The sequence below is a fragment of the Geminicoccus harenae genome (assembly GCF_019800005.1).
Classification (GTDB): Bacteria; Pseudomonadota; Alphaproteobacteria; order Geminicoccales; family Geminicoccaceae; genus Geminicoccus; species Geminicoccus harenae.
In genome coordinates, this window is record NZ_JABGCL010000001.1 from 251694 (window position 1) to 270339 (window position 18646).

The following is an 18646-nucleotide window of genomic DNA, read 5'->3' on the forward strand; positions in this document are numbered from 1 at the left end:
GCTGCGCACTCATCCGGCAGGATGGATCAGGGAGCGGGACATGCGGAACAACCGTATCGCCATGCAGCAACCGAGCCGCCGGCAGGTCATGGCCGGCATTGGCGGCCTGGTGGCAGGCGCATGGCTACCGGACCTCGTCGGGCAGGCCGAGGCGGCCATCACCGACCCGATCCCGGCACGGATCCAGAAGAGTTCCCTGCCGGCCATCGAGCTGGTCGACTTCAGCGCGCCGCCGCGCAGCCGCAGCACCAAGCCCTACACGCTGCTGAACCAGCTCTACCATGCCGGCGACGGCAGTGGCCGGCTGTTCGCCTGTGACACGCGCGGCAAGATCTGGCTGATCGACCGGACGAGCGGTGCGGCCCGGCTGTTCCTGGACGTCCGGGCGGTGCGCGGCAGCGCGTTCCTCGCGACCAGCAACCAGATGGGCCTGCGCAGCTTCGCCTTCCATCCGGACTTCGCCAAGCCCGGCAGGCCCGGCCACCGCAAGTTCTATACGGTCACGACCGAGACGGTCGGCAGCCGGCCCGGCAACGTGCGCCTGTTCGAGGGGAAGTTCACCGCGAACTTCCATGACGTGCTGGCGGAGTGGAAGGTCTACAATGCCGATCCGACCCGGGTCGACCGGGCGTCCCGGCGCGAGGTGCTGCGGATCGCGCAGAACCTGCCCGACCACAATACCGGGCAGATCATGTTCAACCCGAACGCCAAGCCGTCGGACCGCTTCTACGGCAACCTCCTGATCGGCGTCGGCGACGGCGGCAACAATCCGTCCTTCATCGACCCGCACGATGCGGCGCAGTCGGCGCGTCGTGCCCATGGCAAGATCCTGCGGATCGACCCGCTCCAGCAGAGCAACGGCAGCGCCTATGGCGTGCCGGCCGACAACCCGTTCGTCGGCCGCAGCGGCCACCTGACCGAGATCTTCGCCCGCGGCCTGCGCAACCCGCAGAACCTGTGCTTCGACCCGGGCGGCAGCGGCGCCTTCATCGTGACCGATATCGGCCAGTCGCATATCGAGGAGGTCAATCTCGGCATCAAGGGCGCCAATTATGGCTGGCCGCTGCGGGAGGGCACCTTCGTCATCGACCGGCGCAACCCGCGCAACCTGTCGCGCCTGCCCTCCAACGACCCGAACTACACCTATCCCGTGGCGCAGTACGACCATGACGAGGGCCGGGCGATCGCGGGCGGCTTCGTTTATCGCGGCAGCGCGGCGCCGGCCCTGCGCGGCCACTACCTGTTCGGCGACATCGCCAACGGGCGCGTGTTCCATGTGCCGGTGGCCGAGCTGCGGCTCGGGCGCCAGGCGACGATCCGCGAGCTGACCTTCCGCCACAAGGGCCGCACCGTCACCCTGCAGAACCTAGTCCAGGGGATGAACGGCCGGGTCGACCTGCGCTTCGGCCAGGGCGAGGACGGCGAGGTCTATATCCTGACCAAGCAGGACGGCATGATCCGCCGGCTGCGGCACGGCTGAGGAAGGGCGCGGGTGCCCTTTTAGTCGAGGCCGTACTTCTTCCGCAGGAGGCGGCCCGCCTGCTCGCCGCGCGCCCGGGCTTCCGCCGTCAGCCACTGGTTTGCCGCCTCACGGCCGTCGGCGGCGACACGGCGCTCATATTCCGGCTGGAGCTCCGCGCGCGCCTGTTCCTTGAGCTGTTCCATCTCCCGGAGCATCGCTTCCTGGGTGCCGGCGGGCAGCGTGCCATTCGCTCCGGCCGCGGGATCGTCGTCCACGCCGGCCTGCTGGCGCTGCAGGCTGTGCTGGTGCTGCTGGAAGGCGAAGCCGCCGGCATCGAACGCCAGTGCCGCCGGCGCCATCAGCGCCACCAGCCACAGGCCGCCCAGGGCCGCGAGAGCGGGATTGCGCATGGTTCGTTTCCTCCACCGCCACCAACCTCCCGGAAAACTAGGCGGCTGGCCAGCCATGCATGTGATGGTCGTCACTTGCCGAGCCAGCGCCGCTCGCCGGATGGCCGGAACGGCAGGCGCAGGTGGAACGGGTCGCGGCCATGCACGGTCAGCTCGAACATGCCGCCGGCGATCTCCAGCTCGGCATAGGCGCCGCTCGGCTCGGGCGGGGTGGTGAAGGTTTCGGTGAGCGACTGGATCGTGACATGGGGGATGCCGTTCACGATCGTCAGGCTGTTCCAGTGGACATGGCCGGACAGCCACAAGGCGACCTTGCCGCTTTCCTCCGCGACCCGGCGCACCTCGGCATGGTCGGGATAGGTGGCGATGTTCGAGCCGCGGCCGAAATAATAGTTGCCGAGCAGCGACTGGCCGGACACCGGCACGTGCGACACCACGATCGCCGGCAGGTCCGAGGCCGCCAGCGCCGTTCTCAGCCAGTCGAGCGTGCTGGCGGCCGGCGGCAGGCCCGTGGCTTCCACCCGGACATGGGGCTGCCACACGACGATCCGGCAGCCGTCCAGCGGCACCACCCGGCTCTTCATCGGCACGCCCAGGATCTCGGCATTCTCGGTCCGGCTCATGCGGCCGACATCATGGTTGCCCAGGAGGTGGATGCGCTCGCAGCGCACCGCCCCCAGCCGGGCTGCGACCTCGACCAGGTTGCGCCGGTCGGTCGGGGTGTCGACATCGGTGATGCGGTCGCCCAGGTCCAGGAGGACGTCGGGCTGCATGATCCGGGCATAATCCACGAAGGGGCGCAGCAGCTCCAGCGCGCGATTGCCCTTCTTGGTGGGTGTTTCCGGGCCGCAATGAATGTCCGAGACGATGCACAGGCGGGCGTGCGCCATGTTCCGGCTCCTGCCGAGCTGACATTCCGATCAGGACGGTCGTCCGATCGGCAGGAGATTGATCATGGCCGGGTGACATGCGTGCGGGCGCTGCTCGACACGCACGCGACAGGATCTCGATCGTGCGGCGACAGGCGGGGCCGGTCAGCCGCCCAGATAGCCTTCCAGCACGCCCACGGCATTCACGCCGATCTCGCTCACCGCGTAGCCGCCTTCCATCACGAACAGGGTCGGCAGGCCGAGCCTTGCGATGCGCTGGCCGATCAGCGGGAAGTGCTCGGTTTCCAGGCGGAACTGGGAGATCGGATCTTCCTTGAACGTGTCCACGCCCAGGGAGACGACCAGGGCGTCCGGGGCGAACTCCGCGACCTTCTGGCAGCCGGTTTCCAGCGCCTCGCTCCACAGCGCCCAGCCGGTGCCCCAGCGCAGCGGCAGATTGAGGTTGTGGCCTTCGCCCGGCCCCGTGCCGGTCTCGTCGGCATGGCCCAGGAAATGAGGATATTCCTGCTTCGGGTCGGCATGGATGTTGACCAGCAGCACGTCGGCCCGGTCGTAGAAGATCTCCTGGGTGCCGTTGCCGTGATGGTAGTCGACATCCAGGATCGCGACCCGGGCCGCACCTTTGTCGCGCAGGTGCTGGGCGGCGACCGCGGCATTGTTGAAGTAGCAGTAGCCGCCGAAGAAGTCGCTGCCGGCATGGTGGCCGGGCGGGCGGCAGAGCGAGAAGGCCGCGCGCTCTCCGCCGGATGCGATCAGGGACGCACCGGTGAGCGCCACATCGGCCGAGGCACGGATCGCCTGCCAGGTGCCGGCGGTGATCGGCGTGCCGGCATCGATCGAGTAGTAGCCGAGCTTGCCGTCGATCGTCTCGGGCAGCACCCGGCGCATGCCCGGCACCGGCCAGACCAGCGGCAGGGCGTCGTAAGGGCCGCGCTGGGCGGTCCATTCGGCCCAGGCCGTCTCCAGGAAGGCCACATAGTCGGGCTTGTGCACCCGGCGGATCGGCTCCAGGCCGAAGCTCTGCGGCGGCTCCACCGGGCCGATCCCGCGCTCCTCGATCCGGGCCTTCACCAGAAACGCGCGCTCCGGCTTCTCGAAGCAGGGCTGGAGCTTGCCGTCGATCAGCTCGGACTGGCCGTAATGGCGCGCATGATCCGGGCTGTAGATCGTCCTCACCCGCCGATCTCCACTTCCTCCAGGCTGACATGGCCGCCGGACCACGGGCCCGGCCAGACCTCGAAGGCGCGCTCGCGGCGCAGGCGGCGGATCTCGCCGACCGGCAGGTCCTTGGCGATCAGCAGGTCGCCGCCCTGGTCACGCGGCTCCAGGAAGGCGAACACGCCGTCGTCGCCGAACACAGCCTCGCACGGGCCATAGACGGCAGCACCGCTGAAATTGGTGCGCGGCACCTCCAGAGGGATCGTGCCGACGCAGCCGACCACGCCCACCAGCGTGCCCAGCTCGATCGCCCGGGCCTTGGCGCAGCCGAACACCCGGTAATAGCCGGACCGCCTGGCGGTGTTGGACGGGACCAGCAGGAGATCGATGTCGGCCTGGCCCAGGATCGGGGACAAAGCCGGCAGCTCGCTGTCCAGGCAGATCAGGATGGCGATGCGCAGGCCCCGCCAGGTGATCACCTTGAGGGTCGAGCCGGGGAACAGCGCCCAGTCGTCCGGGTCCTTCTCAGACGGGACCAGGCAGAGCTTGTCCTGGGTGAACAGCGTGCCGTCCGGGAAGACGAGGTGCGCGCGGTTGACCATGCCCGAGCCGTTGAGCGGCCGGGCCGACCAGGTGCCGGCGAGCAGGGCCACCCCGTGCTTGGCCGGCAGGTCGCGCACCTTGGCGAGCAGGCCGGCACCGCTCTCGGCCATGAAGCCCGGCTCGGCGGTGGGGGCTGGCGGGGTGGCCGCCCAGAGCAGGGTCTGCTCGACGTTCCACTCGGGCAGCACCAGGATCGAGGCGCCGGCCGCGGCGGCCTCGGCCATGCGGGCGTCGATCCGCTCCACCAACTCGTCGAGGTCGCCCGGCAGGTCGCCCGCGTCATAGGCCCAAAGGGCCAGGCCGATCCGTTCCAAGGCAATCTCCCGAGGTCTGCTGGAGGGCCACGGCTATAGCCGCGCTGCCGCAACGGTCAAAGCCACCGGGCGGGCAGCACGTTCCATCTTTAGCGTGGCTGTGCCGCCGATACCTCGTCCAGCACCTCAGGCCCGGCCGGGCAGGAGCGGCGAAGCTGCTCCGGGGTCAGCACGGTCTGCCGTGCCGGCTCTTCCCAGCCGGCGAATACGCTGCGGCTGGGCAGCAGTTCCAGATCCGTGCCGAAATAGGCGTTGAACACCAGCCGGTAAAGATTCGCGAGGTTCAGGTCGGGAGGCAGCTCAAGCCGGCCGTCGCTGGCATATACGGCCAGCAGCGGCGAGAACCGCTCGATCAGGCAGCTCCGCTCGACCGAATCATGGTCGAAATAGAGCCCGCCGCCATGGTCGCCGTGGATGATGATCAGCTTAGGCTCGGGCATGCGCTCCAGCAGCCGTGTCACGTAAGCCAGCACCACATCGTTGGTGAACATCAGCTTGTCGACATAGCCGTCCCGGTAGAAGCGACGCCGCGTCGGCTCGTCCCTGATGAAGTGCGAGCCGTCGTTCAGCCCGACCGAGCCGCCGGCCGGTGCGATCTTGGTGCCGTGGCGGTCGAGGTCGAAGGGCGGGTGCGGCGCCAGGGCATGAACGTAGAGAAAGAAGGGCGGGGTGAGGTCGGCCTCGTAGGGTTGCCCGAACATGGCGGGGTCGAGGCTGGGCTCGTTCAGGTCGATGACGCGCACCGCATCGGCGATCAGGGTCTCCTCCAGCAGGATCATCTCGAAGTTGGAGAGCAGGTGCGGCGCCAGCAGCCGGTCGACCTGCTCCATCCGCACCGGATCGTAGCGTACGTCGAAGGCGGCGGTCTGGTAGCCGAACCCGCGCAGCGTCGTCATCACCGGGTTGTGCCGCAGTGCCTCCTGGAGCGTCTGGCGCAGGTCGGCCGGCGGCTCCGCGGGCTGGAGGTCCTCCAGATAGCCGGCCGAGAGCACGCTGTTCATCACCAGCAGCGTCTGGTTGTAGGGCGTGGTCGCCCGATCTGCGATCTGGAACCCCAGCGCGGCCAGCTGGTCCAGGAAGGGCCGGTTGTCGAAGCCGTACAGATCGGCCAGCACGTCCTCCCGCCCATAGCCGTCCAGCACGACGTGCACGATGTTGGGCGGGGTTCCGGTGGAGGCGGCCCCACCGAACAGGGCCTGCCGCTGCCGCTCGGCCGCGGCGCGCGCGCCGGCATCGTCGGCCCGGGACTCGCGTCCGAGCAGGGTCGTCACCGGGAAGACCAGCATGGTCAGCATCACGAGATTGGCGATCCTGGTCGCATCCGGTCCGGGGCGCGCGAACAGGAGCACCGGGATCGCCAGGACGATCAGGCCCGCCAGCAGGTAGCGATGGGACAGCGGCTCGGCCACCAGCCCGATCAGCTGGTCGAACACAGGGGCCGCCAGCTTGAAGTAGCAGACGAGGGCCAGGCCCAGCGCCGCCCACAAGGCGGCGCGGTGGAGGTCGCGGAGCAGAAGCCAGAGCAGCACCATGGCCAGGAGGGTGCCTGCCATGATCACCAGGATCGGCCGCACGGCCACGTCGAGGCCCGGCAGGGTGAGATTGCGGGTCAGCACGAAGAGGGGGAAGTGCGCGGCGAGCAGGAAGGGGTAGAGGGGCAGGTGAAACATTTTCCGGAACAAAGCGTCCTCCCCGCTCATTGCGGATATTTTACCCATATTCCCGATCGTAGCGGTCCTGATCGCCGTGCCGTCAACTGCCTGCTTGAGGAACAGGACGGTGCGCCCCGGGAGGCCGCCTCCCTCGAGGGCCGGCCGCAGCCGCTGCCCGGAACCTCGGTCGGAGAAGTGCTATTGCTGCAGGATCGAGGCGGGCAGCCGGTCCGTGCATCGGGACTGTCGATGGAAGCTCAGGGCGGTCGTCGCGTGGATGGTCGTCTTTCGGCGCCCGTGCTTTGGCGGGTGACGGCGGCGCTGCTGGCGGTCGTGTTGCTGATTCCGCTCTTCGCTGCGGAAATACCCCCGATCCTCGATTACCCGAACCATCTGGCCCGCATGAAGATCCTGGCGGAGGGGCCGGCCAACCCGGTGCTGAGCCGGATGTACGAGATCCAATGGGGCCTGATCCCGAACATCGCCATCGACCTCGTCATGCCGCCGATGCTGCAGTTCATGCCGCTGTTCGCGGCCGGCAAGGTCATGCTGGCGATCACGGTCCTGCTGCCGGTCGCGGGCGCCATCCTGTTCAGCCGGGCGCTGTTCGGGAACTGGTCGTTCTGGTCCCTGGGCTCGGGCCTGGTCGCCTATAACGGCATCACCCTGCTGGGGTTCATGAACTTCCAGATCGGGCTGGGCCTGGCCCTGATCGTCGCGGCCGGCTGGATCGCGTGGCGCAACCGGATGCCGGCTGCGACCGTGCTCGGCGCTGCGCTCGGCGCCATCGTGCTGTTCTTCCTCCACATCTTCAGCGTGCTGTTCCTGGCCGTGCTGCTGGGTTCCTACGAGCTCATGCGGCTCCATCCGCAGCAGCGCCCCGGCCAACCGGTCTGGCCGGCACTCCTGCGCAGCGCCCTCATGCTGGGCTGCGTGCTCGTGGTTCCGGTCCTCTTCCTCGCGCTGGCGCCCATCAGCGACAATCCGGCAGCGGCGGACTGGCGGCCGCTCGGCAGCAAGCCGGCCGGGCTGTTCCTGCCCTTCCTCAACTACTGGGTGGGGCTCGACTTTGGCACGGGCGCACTGGTCGGCGCGTTCGTCCTGCTTTCCTGGTGGCGGGGCTGGATGAGGGTGCCACCGTGCACGGTCATCGCCATGCTCGTGCTGGGCCTCGGCTACTTCCTGTCGCCGTTCCTGCTCATGGGCGCGTCCTTCGTGGACTACCGGATGCCGGCCATGATGGGCTTCCTGCTGTTCGCCGGCATGGTTCCCGATCGCCTGCCGCGCTGGCTGGCAGCCTCCGCCGGCACCGGCTTTGCCCTGCTGTTCCTGGTCCGGATGGCGATCCTCGTCCTGGTATGGATCGATTCGCGGGTCGATGTCGCCCGGGTGCGCGAGGCGATCGCCGGCGTGGAGCCCGGCAGCAAGGTTCTGGTCGCGATCAGCGAGCAGAAGGACAATCCGCGCTACTGGCAGGAAGGCATGCGGCGAAGCCGGCAGGTCTCCGGGCTCGCCTCGACCTTCCTCCATCTGGCCGCCCTGCTCTCGATCGAGCGTAATGCCTTCTGGCCGCTGCTGTTCGCCGAGCCCGGCAAGCAGCCGCTGCGTGCCCGGCCACCCTATGATGCGCTCTCGCTGCCCGAAGGCCGTCCGCCGAGCTATCGCCTCCTTTCGCCGGAAGCCGCCCGGACGGGCCTGGACCCGGAGGACTTGGCAAAGGCGCCCTACCTTAAGGACTGGGCCCGGCAGTATGACTTTGTGCTGATCCTGAACGCGGGCGGCGTCCCGGACCTGCACCGGGTCAACCCCGACAAGCTCGACCTGCTCACGGCCAACGACACGGCGGCGCTGTTCCGCGTGGCGGAGGCACCGGGAGAATAGCACGACGCCGCTGATCGAGGTCATGGAGCCACGACGAGCGCTATCCGCTATCCATGGGACCTCTGTCGAGGAGCACGGCAAGATGCACCTGCGCCTGATGCCGGAGCGTGCCGACGCCCGGGCCGGCCGCCGCTCTGGCAACCCGGCACCATGGGGGAGGGCGGGCAGGCCGCCCGGATGGGGCTGCTGATGGCCAGCGTGGCACGAATCGGCGGGGCGATGCCGGCCTGGCGCCGCCGCCTGATCCAGTGCGGCTGCGTGTTCCTCATCCTCCTGGGCGTCGTCGGCACCATCCGCAACGGTGTGCTTCCGGGCAACCGGGTGTTCTTCGACTTCAAGGTCTTCTACGCCGCCGGGGAACTCTGGCGCGAGCGCGTGTCGCCTTACGATGCCAAGACGTTCTGGGCAGAGCTCGCCAGGTTCGACCCCGAAAGTCCCGAGTACAACCGCAAGCTCCGGGCCATCTATGTCTACCCGCCGCAGGCCTCGGCCTTCTTCGCGCTGTGGACGCGGCTGCCGATCGAGCAGGCCGCCCGCCTGCTGCTCGCCGTCAATGTCGCCCTGACCGTGCTGGCGCTGGTGCTGATGGGCCGGATCCTGTCCTGGTTCCGGCCGGTCGGGCTGGTGGAGCTCGCCTTTCTGGCGGCCCTGCCCGGCATCGGGCTGTACATCAACCTGCGCAACACGCAGTGGGGGATCCTGATCCTGGTCCTCCTGCTCGCCACCTTCATGCTCGAGCGCAGCGGCCGCCGCGCGCCGGCCGGCATCGCGCTGGCCCTGACCTCGTTCAAGCCCTCGTTCATGCCGCTGTTCGCGCTGTATCATCTCCTGCGAGGGAACTGGCGGCTCGTGGCGATGGCGGCTCTGGGCGTGCTGGCCCTGACGGTCCTGCCGCTGGTCCTGACCGGGCAGCCCCTGACCAGGCTGCTCGAGTACAGCCAGGCCTTGGAGCTGCGTGACGCACGCGGGGAATTCCTTTCGACCCACCCGGGCGAGCGGTTCACGATCAACTACAACATGATTCATCTGGAGGCGCTGCTGCTGCGCCTGTTCGGTGCGCCGTCGGGCCTGGCCGGGGCGGCGGTGCTGCTGGCGCTGGTGGTACTCTGCGCGACCACGGCCTTCGTGCTGCGCCAGGCACCGCGCACGGAGGAGGAGCACCTCCTCGATTTCGCGATCGTCGCCGCCCTGTCGGCGACGGCGGTCTACCACCGCACCTACGACCTGTTCCTCCTGCTGCCGGGCTTCTTGTGCCTGTACCTGCGGGCAGCCAGCGACGTGGAGCGCCATGGCCGCTGGTGGCGGGCCGGCATCCTCGTGCTCTTCCTCTTGCTGTTCACCCGCTTCAACGGCTGGGTGACGAGCTGGATCTCCTCCACGCCCGAGCTCCGGGACCTGCCGCAGGCCCGCGCCCTGCTGCCCATGCCCTGGCTGGTCATGGCGCTGCTGCTGGCGCTGCTGCAACTGCGCCGCCAGCCGGCCGGCCTGGGCCGGTGCCGCCTAAACGGCTGCTAGGCGCGCTCGTCCTCCTCCGGCTCGTCCAGCGCCGCACGGGCGATGTCTGCCGGAAAGCCGTGGCGCATGAGGCGGGCGAGGTCGGCCTGGCGGTTGGGGGCGCGCTCGTCCTCGGGCCGGTGCCAGCCCAGGCGGCGCTTGCGCACGAAGGCCCGCGCGGCCGCAGCCTCGGGCTCGGGGATCTCCTCGGTGATGGCCTCCAGGGCGGCATCCGCCGTGTCCCGATCCACCCCCTGGCGGGCCATGTGGTGGCGGATGCCCAGGCGCGACAGGCCGCGGTTCACCAGCGTGCGGCCGCGGCCGCGGGCGAACACGGCATCGTCGACATAGCCGAGTTCCACCAGCCGCTCGAGCGCCTGCTCGACCGGGCGCTGGTCGAGCTCCGCCGGGTCGGCGCCGGGCTCGGGCGGGCGGAGCTTGGCCAGCCTACGCAGGAGGACGCGCCGGACCGAGGCTTGGCTCGCCGAGATCCGCGCCAGGTAGCGCAGCCCGGCGGTCACCAGCTCGCGGACGAGCCTGGCCTCGTCCTGGTCCGGCAGGCCGCCGCTCACTTCTTCAGACGCGTGAACACCCGGTTGCGCAGCTCGCGGGTCTTTTCCGAGCAGTCGCGCGCGGGCCTGAGGCGATCGGCATACTCGTTCGGCATCACCACGGCCGGATCGCTGCTCAGCGCCTCGTCCATGAACTCGGCCGAGCCCTCGATGGCGTTGTTGTAGCCGGTAAAGTTGGAGGCCTGCGCGATGTTCTCGGGCTTCATCACCCAGGCCAGGAACTTCTTCGCCCCCTCCTTGTTCGGCGCGCCCTTCGGGATGACGAAATTGTCCTGCCACATCGAGATACCCTCCTTGGGGTACACGTAGACCAGGCTCGGCAACTGCTCCCTGGTGCGGTGCGCGGCACCGTTCCACTGCTGGTGCATGATCACCTCCTTGGCGATCATCCGCTCGATCGTGCCGTCCGACTGGTACATGGCCAGCACCGGCTTCTGCTTCTCCAGGACCGCCAGGATCTTCTGCGCGTCCTCGGTCGACTCGCTGCACTGGTCCAGGCCCAGATAGAAGGCGGCGGCGTTCCAGAGCTCGATCTCGTCGTTCAGCGCGGCGACCTGGCCGTTGAGCTCGGCCGGCGGCTCGAAGAACGACTTCCAGCTCTCCTCCAGCTTACCGCCCGGCACCCGCTCGCTGTCGTAGCTGAACCCGGTGGTCCCCCACATGTAGGGCACGCTGTACTTGCGGCCGGGGTCGAACCAGGGGTCGGCGAAGGAGGTCTGGATGTTGGCGAAGCTCTCCAAGGTCGAAGCGTCGAACGGCTCCAGGAGATCGGCCTCGATCATGACCGGGACCATGTAGTCGCTCGGCACCACGATGTCGTAGCCGCTGGCTCCGGCCTGCAGCTTGGCGAGCATGGTCTCGTTGGAATCGTAGACGTCCAGCACGACGCTGGTGCCGGTCTCCTGCTCGAACTTCTTCAGGAGCTCCGGCGGGAAGTAGTTGCTCCAGTTGTAGAAATTCACCGTGTCCGCGTGAGCGGCACCACTCGCCGCGCCCAGCGCCACGACCATGGCTGCCGTCGTCGCCACCAGCCTGTTGCTCACCTGTCCGTCCCCATCGCCCGTTCGTCCGTGGGCCGATCTTGGCCCTGGAAGAGATGGGACGGAAGGCGGTTCATGGTTGAGGGCGCCGCTGCTTCCGGTGACCGAGCCGGCCGTCCGCCAGACGCGCCATACGGACCGCCCGGCAGCTTGCCCGGTTTCGGCAACACTCGCGTCGAGCTGTGCCGTTCCCGACAGGGCCGAACTGGACGCTGACTGACTTCCAGTAAAAACATCGGCGGCGGCTACACCAAGACAGAAAAACGCGTGATGATGCAGCCGGGACGGCCACCTCGTCCGGAATTGATCTTGCGGTCGCGGCCCCGGCCTGGAGAGAATGATGTCAACACTTGCACGGCTCGCCGCGCTCCTCGCCCTGCTGCTCGGCATCGCCAGCGCCCCGCCTACGGCCCACGCGCAGGAGGGTGAGCCGGTCCGGCTCGCATCGGGCATCAGCTACCAGTTCCTGGCCCGCTGGGACGCCCAGCGCCTGAACCATATCCTGGAGGTGGATACCCAGGAATTCGCCGGGATCACGACGAGCTACACGCCGGCCACCAACGCGGTCCGGCTGTTTCGCGTCACCTATCCGTCCGTGATCCCGGAGCGGGGCAACCGGCCGATCGTCGCCACCGGCCTGCTGGCCGTGCCCGAGGTGGCAGGCACGACCCTGCCGATGGTCTCCTACCAGCACGGCACGGTGTACGGCAAAGAGGAGGTGCCGTCCTTCCCCGAGCAGTCGCCCGAGACCCAGTTGATGATCGCGCAGTTCGCGGGCCAGGGCTATCTGCTGATCGGCGCCGACTATTTCGGCATGGGCCAGTCGGAGGAGCCGGAAGGCTACATGGTGAAGGGCAGCCACCAGCAGGCGACCTTCGACATGCTGATGGCCAGCCGTGCGGTGCTGGCGGATCTCGGGCTCGACAGCGACGAGCTGTTCCTGGCCGGCTGGTCGCAGGGCGGCTTCGTCACCATGGCCTTCCTGGAGAAGCTGGAAAGTGCGGGCGTGCCGGTCGCGGCGGTCGCAACGGCGAGCGCGCCGGTCGATGTCTTCGCGGCGCTCAACGGCTTTCTCAACTTCCCGCGGGAGAACGACGCGCCCTGGGTGACGACGCTGTTCATCCTGTCGTCCTTCTCGTTCGAGAACTATTACGGTGTGCCGGGGCTGGCGCGCTCGCTCATCAACGACGAGCATTACGAGGTCTCGCGCAAGGCCTACCAGCGGCAGCCCTTCGATCCGGCCGACGTCCCGACCGACCTGCGCCAGCTGATCCGACCCGACTATTTCGATCCGCAGTTCTTCGCCGAATCCGCCTATGGCCGCCTCGTGGCCGCGACGCAGGCCTATCGCTGGATCATCCGGACGCCGGTGCGCAACTATTACGGCGAGAGCGACGAGGTGATCGCGACCGAGCTGGGCCAACTCGCCATGACCTACCAGCGCGCCATCGGGAACGGGAATCCGCAGGTGGAGGCGATCTCGACCGGCCCGACCTCGCACCGGGGCACGTTTGCCCGGGCGGTGCCGGCGTGGAAGACCCGGTTCGACGAGCCGTAACGTGCCAGGGCCGGCATCAGCCGGCCCGCGTCTCCGCCAGGCACTGCGCCCGCCGGTCCGCCTGCTGCACGGCATAGCACGTGCCGGGATCCCGCCTCGCTCTGGCCAGGCAGGCGGTGCGCGCGTCGGCGTCACCGATCGCGTAGCAGGCGGCGGCATCTGCCGCACGTGCCGCTCCCGCCAGCAGGGCAGGTGCCGAAACCATGGCCGCCAGGACGAGGAACAGATGGCGCTGTCTCATGCCGTCTCCGTAGCCGTGGCATCACCGCCTGTCCTGGCGGAGATGCCGGACGCCATACCCGGTGGCCCGGCCTGCCCCATCCTGAGGAGTGTTCAGCGCCGCACGCGCCCGACCAGCCAGGAGGCGGCGACGAAGACGATCGAGATCGCCAGCATCAGGGCCGAGACCGCATTGACCTCGGGCGAGATGCCGATCCGGATCATGCCGAAAATGTAGATCGGCAGGGTCGTGGCGCCGGCACCGGCCACGAAATAGGTGATCACGAAATCGTCCAGGCTGATGATGAAGGCCAGCATCGCGCCGGAGATGATGCCGGGCCAGAGCTGCGGCAGGACCACGCGCAGGAAGGTCTGGCGGCGATTGGCGTAGAGGTCCTGGGCGGCTTCCTCCAGGCGCGGGTCCATGCCCTCCAGCCGGGCGCGGATCGGCAGGTAGGCGAACGGGATGCAGAACACGGTATGCGCCAGGATCACCGTGCCCAGGCCCAGCCGGAAGCCCAGCATGATGAAGAACAGCAGCGTCGCCACGGCGGTGACGATCTCGGGCACGATCAGCGGCAGGCTGATCAGCGCGTTGACGCCGTCCTGGCCGCGAAACCGTGCACGGTTCATGCCGAGCGCCGCCAGCGTCGCGATGGTCGTGGCGAGCAGCGTTGCCGTGGTGGCGACGATCAGGGAGTTGTTGAAGGCCCGGATCAGGTCGGCATTGTCCAGCACGATGCCGAACCAGCGGGTGCTGAACCCGGTCCAGATGGTGGCCTGCTCGTTGTCGTTGAAGGCCAGCGCCAGGAGCACGACGATCGGCGCGTAGAGGAAGACGAAGAACAGCCAGGCGGCGGGCTTCAGCCCGGGGAAGCGGAACAGCGGGTTCTTGGCCGGATCGGTCATGGGTCACACGGCTCCAGGGGCCCGGCGGTAGCGCCACAGATAGAACATCATCGCGAGCAGCACGGCGGCCAGCAGCGCCATGGACAGGGCGGCACCGAACGGCCAGTTGCGCGCAGCACCGAACTGGCTCTGGATCAGGTTGCCGATCATCAATGCCTTGCCTCCGCCGAGCAGTTCCGGGGTCACGAAGGCGCCGAGGCACGGGATGAACACCAGGATGCAGCCCGCCGCGATCCCGGGCATGGCCAGCGGCACCACCACCCGGCGCAGTGCTCGCCAGCGATCCGCACCCAGGTCATAGGCGGCCTCGACCAGCCGCCAGTCCAGCTTCTCCAGGCTGGCATAGATCGGCAGCACCATGAACGGCATGAAGGTGTAGGCGAGGCCGACCGCGATCGAGAAGGTCGTATAGAGCACGCCGATCGGCTCGGAGCGTAGCCCCAGCCCCATCAGCACCTGGTCGATCAGCCCGTTGTTCCGCAGGAGCAGGATCCAGGCATAGTTGCGGACCAGCAGGTTGGTCCAGAACGGGATGGTGACCAGGAAGATCAGGAGGTTGCGGCGACGCTCGGGCTGCAGCGCCATGAACAGCGCGGTGGGCAGGCCGACCGCCAGGGTCAGCGCCGTGGTCAGCGCCGCCAGCCAGATCGAGCGGAAGAAGATCTGCAGATAGTCGGTGTTGAGCAGCAGGCTGTCGTCCAGGTCGCGCTCGAACAGGAACTGGAGATAGGGCTCGGTGGTGAAGCTGCCCCAGTTCACCCCGCCGCCCGAGCCGCGCTCCATGAAGCTGATCGCCGCCATGATGCCGACCGGCACCAGCATGAACAGGCCGATCATCAGGATGGACGGGGCGATCAGCAGCGCGCGCCGCCTGCCTTCGCCGCTCTGTCGCGCCATGACCTCAGTCCCCCACCACGCGCACGGCCTGCGGCTCGACGCCCACCCTTACTGCGGAGCCCGGCGCCGAGGCATGGATGGCACCGTGCCGGTTCTGCACCCGGACCTGCAGTTCCGTGCCATCGGCCAGAGCCACCGTGCAGACCGTGTCGTTGCCGATATAGAGCAGGTCCTGCATGGTCGCCGGAATGCCCGGCTGCCCGTCCGCCAGCAGGTCGAGCCGTTCCGGCCGGACGGCCAGCGTCACCTCGGAACCGCTCATGAGGCCAGGAATGGCCAAGCCCTGCACCAGGTCACCCGAGCTCAGCCGGAACTGGGCCCGGCCCTCGGCCACCTGCTCGCAATGGGCGTCCAGGAAGTTGGTCTCGCCGATGAAGTCGGCGACGAAGCGCGAGGTCGGCTGCTCGTAGATCTCGGTGGGCGTGCCGATCTGCAGGATCCGGCCGCCGCTCATCACCGCGATCCGGTCTGACATGGTCAGCGCCTCCTCCTGGTCGTGGGTGACGAACACGAAGGTGATGCCGGTCTCGTGCTGGAGGCGCTTCAGCTCGATCTGCATCTCGCGGCGCAGCTTCAGGTCGAGGGCCGAGAGCGGCTCGTCCAGCAGCAGGACCCTGGGCCGGCCGGCCAACGCCCTGGCCAGCGCCACGCGCTGCTGCTGGCCGCCGGACAGCTCGCGCGGCAGGCGCCGCTCGAAGCCCTCCAGGCGCACCAGCTCCAGCATCCGCCGGGCTTCGGCCTCGATCTCCGCCTTGGGCCGCCGCTGCATCTCCGGGCCGAACGCCACGTTGCGCAGCACGGAAAGGTGCGGGAACAGCGCGTAGGACTGGAACACCGTGTTCACCGGGCGGCGGAACGGCGGCAGGTTCTCGATGCGCTGGCCGTGCAGGAGCAGTTTGCCTTCGCTGGGCAGCTCGAAGCCGGCGATCAGGCGGAGCAGGGTGGTCTTGCCGCACCCGGACGGACCCAAGAGGGTGAAGAACTCGTTCTCGCGGATGGTGACCGAAACCCGGTCCAGCGCGGTGACCGTGTCGGCACCCGTCCCGAACCGCTTGGTCAGACCGCGCGCCTCGATCGCCCAGTCCTTCATCCACCCCCTCCGTGCCCAGCTCTGCGGAGGCGAGACTAGCGATGCCCGTCCGGCAGGGAAGGTGGCCGGCGCTTCACCGGGTGCCCTGCGACATGGAATCTGGCAGACGAAGGGAAGGACTTGTTGATTCCGCCACAAAGATCGGATTTTTTGACTGCGGGTGTGGCGCGAAGACGCCGCCCAGGGAGGCTGGCATGCTGATCGGGATCGACCCGCACTTAAGCGGGGACCTCCTGGCGATCCTGCGCGACATGGGTCACGGCGACCGGATCTGCCTCGCAGACCGGAACTTCCCTGGTCCCGCCATGGCCGATGCGGGGAAGATCCCGCTGCTGCGCACCGACCTCGACGCGGTCGCGATCGGCCGCGCGATCCTGTCGGTGCTGCCGCTGGACGGATTCGTGCGCCACCCGGTGATGCGCATGGAGATCTCCGGTGCAGCCGAGGAGATGAATGCCGGGCACCAGGGCTTCCTCGCCATGATGCACGAGGTGGCGGGCCGGCACTGGACGATGGGCTCGATCGAGCGCTTCGCCTTCTACCCGGAATCGACGAAGTGCCGGGCGATCGTCTGGACGCTCGACGACCGGCCCTATGCCAACTTCATCCTGACCAAGGGCGTGATCGCGGCGGACGGCACCGTGGCCGTGCCCGGCCCGGCCGAACGCCGCTCGCTGGGGCTCGACTAGGGCTGCCGGCATTTCCAAAGCAGTGGAGGCTTCGAGTATGCGTCGCACGTCGATCGGCACCTGGGCCTACAATGTCGGACCCTACGGGGCCCAGCCGATCCCCTTCGACGAGGTGCTGGCGAAGCTCGCCGAACTGAAGTTCGACGGGCTGGAGCTGGGCGGGTTCAACGGCTACCCGAACCCGCAGAACCACCCCACCAAGGACGACCGCGCCGCCCTGGTCGAGAAGGTGCAGCGGCACGGCCTGGCGTTCTCGGGCTTCGCGCAGGACCTCTGGTCGCAGAAGCTCCTGAACACGCGCGACACGACAGACTACAAGGCGGCGTTCAAGGAGAACGCCCAGTTCGCGCAGGATCTCGGCATCAAGGGCGTGCGGGTCGACACGGTGCAGCCGCCGACCATCCATCGCGAGGCGGACTATGACGACCTGCTGAAGCGCCTGGTCGAGACCTGGGACTGGTGCATCAAGACGGCCGCCGACCACGGGCTCTACGTGGCCTGGGAGTTCGAGCCGGGCTTCGCCTTCAACAAGCCGTCCGACATCCAGCGCGTGCTGGACCGGCTGCCGCACGAGAATTTCGGCATCATGTACGACACCTGCCATGGCCAGATGGTGGCGGTGAACGGTGTCCGGCAGGAGGGCAGGAAGGAGACGCTGAAAGGCGGGCAGCTCGAGTTCATCTCGCGGCTGTCCGGGCGGATCAACCACATCCACCTGATCGACAGCGACAACACCTGCCACAAGGACGAGCAGGGCAATGACGAGACCAGCGCGCATCCGCCGTTCGGCGAGGGCGTGCTGGACTTCGACGAGCTGGTGCCGGCCCTGGTCAAGGAGGATGTCGGCCATGACTGGTGGACCGTCGACCTGTGCTTCTGGCCGGAAGCCTGGGCCGCCACCGAGAAGTGCAAGGCTGCCCTGGACGAGCTGAACAAGAAGTACGGGTGAGGTCGCCATGCTCCTGGGCTTCAACCTCCTGCTCTGGACGACGCACGTCACCGAGGAGCATTTCCCGCTGTTCGCCGAGATCAGGAAGACCGGCTATGACGGGGTGGAGATCCCGATCTTTGAGGGGGAGCCGGAGCATTACCGCAGGATCGGCCAGGTCGCGAAGGACCAGGGCCTGCGCGTCACCGGCGTCACCATCCTGCCCGACGAGAACTGCTCGGCGATCAGCGCCGACCCCTGTGCCCGGCTGAACGCGACCAAGCGGCTGGTCTGGGCACTGGACTGCCTGCATGCGGCTGGCGGCGAGCTGCTCTGCGGACCGTTCTACCAGCCGCTCGGCCAGTTCACCGGCGAGCCCGCCACGATCGAGGAGCGGTGCGGGATCGTCGAGGTGCATGGCAAGGCCGCGGACTATGCGGCGACGCTCGGGCTCAAGCTCGCCGTGGAGCCGCTCAACCGGTTCGAGTGCCATGCGCTGAACCTGGTGGCGGACGCAGCCCAGGTGGTGAAGCGAGTGGATCGACCGAATTACGGCCTGCTCTACGACACCTTCCACCAGAACATCGAGGAGAAGGATCCGGTCGGCGTGATCCAGTCGCACCTGGCCGAGATCAACCATGTCCACGTGTCGGAGAACGACCGCGGCACGCCCGGCAAGGGCCACGTCCCCTGGGAGGAAACCTTCCGCGCATTCAAGCAGGGCGGCTACCAGGGCTTCTACGTGATCGAGGCGTTCGGCCGCTCATTGCCGGCACTGGCCGCCGCCACCCGGGTCTGGCGGGATTTCTTCCCGGCGCGCGAGGAGGTCTACCGGTTCGGCCACGACTTCCTGCGCGAGGCCTACGCCAAAGCCTGAGCC

Annotated in this window: 18 protein-coding genes; 7 read left to right on the forward strand and 11 right to left on the reverse strand. The window is 68.3% G+C overall.

The genetic code is table 11. The features are described from left to right. Positions 1-40: 40 nt before the first annotated feature. Positions 41-1480, forward strand: coding sequence for a PQQ-dependent sugar dehydrogenase (locus HLA95_RS01125; RefSeq protein ID WP_191058576.1), 1440 nt, complete (start codon positions 41-43; stop codon positions 1478-1480). Between the two features lie 20 nt (positions 1481-1500). Here the strand turns inward: HLA95_RS01125 and HLA95_RS01130 are convergent, their stop codons facing one another. From HLA95_RS01130 to HLA95_RS01150, 5 genes are all read right to left on the reverse strand, one after another. After that, entirely contained in the window at positions 1501-1872 is a 372-nt protein-coding gene (locus HLA95_RS01130) for a hypothetical protein (RefSeq protein WP_191058575.1), read from the reverse strand. A gap of 71 nt (positions 1873-1943) precedes the next feature. Then, positions 1944-2762, reverse strand: coding sequence for a metallophosphoesterase family protein (locus tag HLA95_RS01135; RefSeq protein WP_191058574.1), 819 nt, complete (start codon positions 2760-2762; stop codon positions 1944-1946). A 144-nt stretch (positions 2763-2906) separates the two neighbouring features. Beyond that, complete coding sequence (locus tag HLA95_RS01140) at positions 2907-3938, reverse strand: histone deacetylase family protein (RefSeq protein WP_191058573.1); 1032 nt, start codon at positions 3936-3938, stop codon at positions 2907-2909. Beyond that, positions 3935-4837, reverse strand: coding sequence for a nitrilase-related carbon-nitrogen hydrolase (locus HLA95_RS01145; RefSeq protein WP_191058572.1), 903 nt, complete (start codon positions 4835-4837; stop codon positions 3935-3937). The genes HLA95_RS01140 and HLA95_RS01145 overlap by 4 nt, the downstream gene beginning before the upstream one ends. 89 nt (positions 4838-4926) lie before the next feature. Then, positions 4927-6519, reverse strand: coding sequence for a sulfatase-like hydrolase/transferase (locus HLA95_RS01150; protein WP_222182089.1), 1593 nt, complete (start codon positions 6517-6519; stop codon positions 4927-4929). Between the two features lie 243 nt (positions 6520-6762). Here HLA95_RS01150 and HLA95_RS01155 point away from each other — a divergent pair, with 243 nt between their 5' ends. Both HLA95_RS01155 and HLA95_RS01160 read left to right on the forward strand, forming a co-directional pair. After that, complete coding sequence (locus HLA95_RS01155) at positions 6763-8370, forward strand: hypothetical protein (protein WP_222182091.1); 1608 nt, start codon at positions 6763-6765, stop codon at positions 8368-8370. A gap of 150 nt (positions 8371-8520) precedes the next feature. Beyond that, positions 8521-9885: a glycosyltransferase family 87 protein gene (locus HLA95_RS01160; protein WP_222182093.1), complete on the forward strand. Its 1365-nt coding sequence runs from the start codon at positions 8521-8523 to the stop codon at positions 9883-9885. Here HLA95_RS01160 and HLA95_RS01165 read toward each other — a convergent pair. Together HLA95_RS01165 and HLA95_RS01170 are read right to left on the reverse strand one after the other, a co-directional pair. Next, entirely contained in the window at positions 9882-10436 is a 555-nt protein-coding gene (locus HLA95_RS01165) for a regulatory protein RecX (protein WP_222182095.1), read from the reverse strand. The two genes, HLA95_RS01160 and HLA95_RS01165, sit on opposite strands and share 4 nt — an antisense overlap. Then, on the reverse strand, positions 10433-11446 hold the full coding sequence (locus tag HLA95_RS01170; protein WP_191060624.1) for an extracellular solute-binding protein: 1014 nt from the start codon (positions 11444-11446) through the stop codon (positions 10433-10435). Before HLA95_RS01170 ends, HLA95_RS01165 begins: the two co-directional genes overlap by 4 nt. Positions 11447-11816: 370 nt before the next feature. Here HLA95_RS01170 and HLA95_RS01175 point away from each other — a divergent pair, with 370 nt between their 5' ends. Then, positions 11817-13034 (forward strand): alpha/beta hydrolase family protein, encoded by a 1218-nt coding sequence (locus tag HLA95_RS01175; protein WP_222182097.1) that lies wholly within the window; start codon positions 11817-11819, stop codon positions 13032-13034. A 16-nt stretch (positions 13035-13050) separates the two neighbouring features. On the opposite strand, the gene HLA95_RS01180 is transcribed toward HLA95_RS01175, so the two are convergent. From HLA95_RS01180 to HLA95_RS01195, 4 genes are all read right to left on the reverse strand, one after another. Further along, positions 13051-13275: a hypothetical protein gene (locus HLA95_RS01180; protein WP_191060622.1), complete on the reverse strand. Its 225-nt coding sequence runs from the start codon at positions 13273-13275 to the stop codon at positions 13051-13053. A 92-nt stretch (positions 13276-13367) separates the two neighbouring features. Then, complete coding sequence (locus tag HLA95_RS01185; RefSeq protein WP_191060621.1) at positions 13368-14162, reverse strand: ABC transporter permease; 795 nt, start codon at positions 14160-14162, stop codon at positions 13368-13370. Between the two features lie 3 nt (positions 14163-14165). Beyond that, a complete protein-coding gene (locus HLA95_RS01190) occupies positions 14166-15059 on the reverse strand; it encodes an ABC transporter permease (RefSeq protein ID WP_191060620.1) in 894 nt (297 codons plus the stop codon). A gap of 4 nt (positions 15060-15063) precedes the next feature. Continuing rightward, positions 15064-16149, reverse strand: a complete 1086-nt coding sequence (locus tag HLA95_RS01195; RefSeq protein WP_222182099.1) for an ABC transporter ATP-binding protein — start codon at positions 16147-16149, stop codon at positions 15064-15066. 194 nt (positions 16150-16343) lie between these two features. Here HLA95_RS01195 and HLA95_RS01200 point away from each other — a divergent pair, with 194 nt between their 5' ends. Genes HLA95_RS01200 through HLA95_RS01210 form a run of 3 tightly spaced genes read left to right on the forward strand, consistent with a single transcriptional unit; the run spans position 16344 to position 18643 of the window. Beyond that, positions 16344-16838 (forward strand): RbsD/FucU family protein, encoded by a 495-nt coding sequence (locus tag HLA95_RS01200; RefSeq protein WP_191060832.1) that lies wholly within the window; start codon positions 16344-16346, stop codon positions 16836-16838. A 37-nt stretch (positions 16839-16875) separates the two neighbouring features. Beyond that, positions 16876-17787, forward strand: a complete 912-nt coding sequence (locus HLA95_RS01205; RefSeq protein ID WP_191060831.1) for a sugar phosphate isomerase/epimerase family protein — start codon at positions 16876-16878, stop codon at positions 17785-17787. A 7-nt stretch (positions 17788-17794) separates the two neighbouring features. Continuing rightward, on the forward strand, positions 17795-18643 hold the full coding sequence (locus HLA95_RS01210; RefSeq protein WP_191060830.1) for a sugar phosphate isomerase/epimerase family protein: 849 nt from the start codon (positions 17795-17797) through the stop codon (positions 18641-18643). Positions 18644-18646: the final 3 nt, after the last annotated feature.

What these genes read in the sequence shown, in the direction of transcription:
- HLA95_RS01125 (WP_191058576.1), top strand. Translation starts at nt 41, where the DNA reads ATGCGGAACAACCGTATCGCCATGCAGCAACCGAGCCGCCGGCAGGTC.
- HLA95_RS01130 (WP_191058575.1), bottom strand. Translation starts at nt 1,872, where the DNA reads ATGCGCAATCCCGCTCTCGCGGCCCTGGGCGGCCTGTGGCTGGTGGCG.
- HLA95_RS01135 (WP_191058574.1), bottom strand. Translation starts at nt 2,762, where the DNA reads ATGGCGCACGCCCGCCTGTGCATCGTCTCGGACATTCATTGCGGCCCG.
- HLA95_RS01160 (WP_222182093.1), top strand. Translation starts at nt 8,521, where the DNA reads ATGGGGGAGGGCGGGCAGGCCGCCCGGATGGGGCTGCTGATGGCCAGC.
- HLA95_RS01170 (WP_191060624.1), bottom strand. Translation starts at nt 11,446, where the DNA reads ATGGTCGTGGCGCTGGGCGCGGCGAGTGGTGCCGCTCACGCGGACACG.
- HLA95_RS01175 (WP_222182097.1), top strand. Translation starts at nt 11,817, where the DNA reads ATGTCAACACTTGCACGGCTCGCCGCGCTCCTCGCCCTGCTGCTCGGC.
- HLA95_RS01180 (WP_191060622.1), bottom strand. Translation starts at nt 13,275, where the DNA reads ATGAGACAGCGCCATCTGTTCCTCGTCCTGGCGGCCATGGTTTCGGCA.
- HLA95_RS01185 (WP_191060621.1), bottom strand. Translation starts at nt 14,162, where the DNA reads ATGACCGATCCGGCCAAGAACCCGCTGTTCCGCTTCCCCGGGCTGAAG.
- HLA95_RS01190 (WP_191060620.1), bottom strand. Translation starts at nt 15,059, where the DNA reads ATGGCGCGACAGAGCGGCGAAGGCAGGCGGCGCGCGCTGCTGATCGCC.
- HLA95_RS01195 (WP_222182099.1), bottom strand. Translation starts at nt 16,149, where the DNA reads ATGAAGGACTGGGCGATCGAGGCGCGCGGTCTGACCAAGCGGTTCGGG.
- HLA95_RS01200 (WP_191060832.1), top strand. Translation starts at nt 16,344, where the DNA reads ATGCTGATCGGGATCGACCCGCACTTAAGCGGGGACCTCCTGGCGATC.
- HLA95_RS01205 (WP_191060831.1), top strand. Translation starts at nt 16,876, where the DNA reads ATGCGTCGCACGTCGATCGGCACCTGGGCCTACAATGTCGGACCCTAC.
- HLA95_RS01210 (WP_191060830.1), top strand. Translation starts at nt 17,795, where the DNA reads ATGCTCCTGGGCTTCAACCTCCTGCTCTGGACGACGCACGTCACCGAG.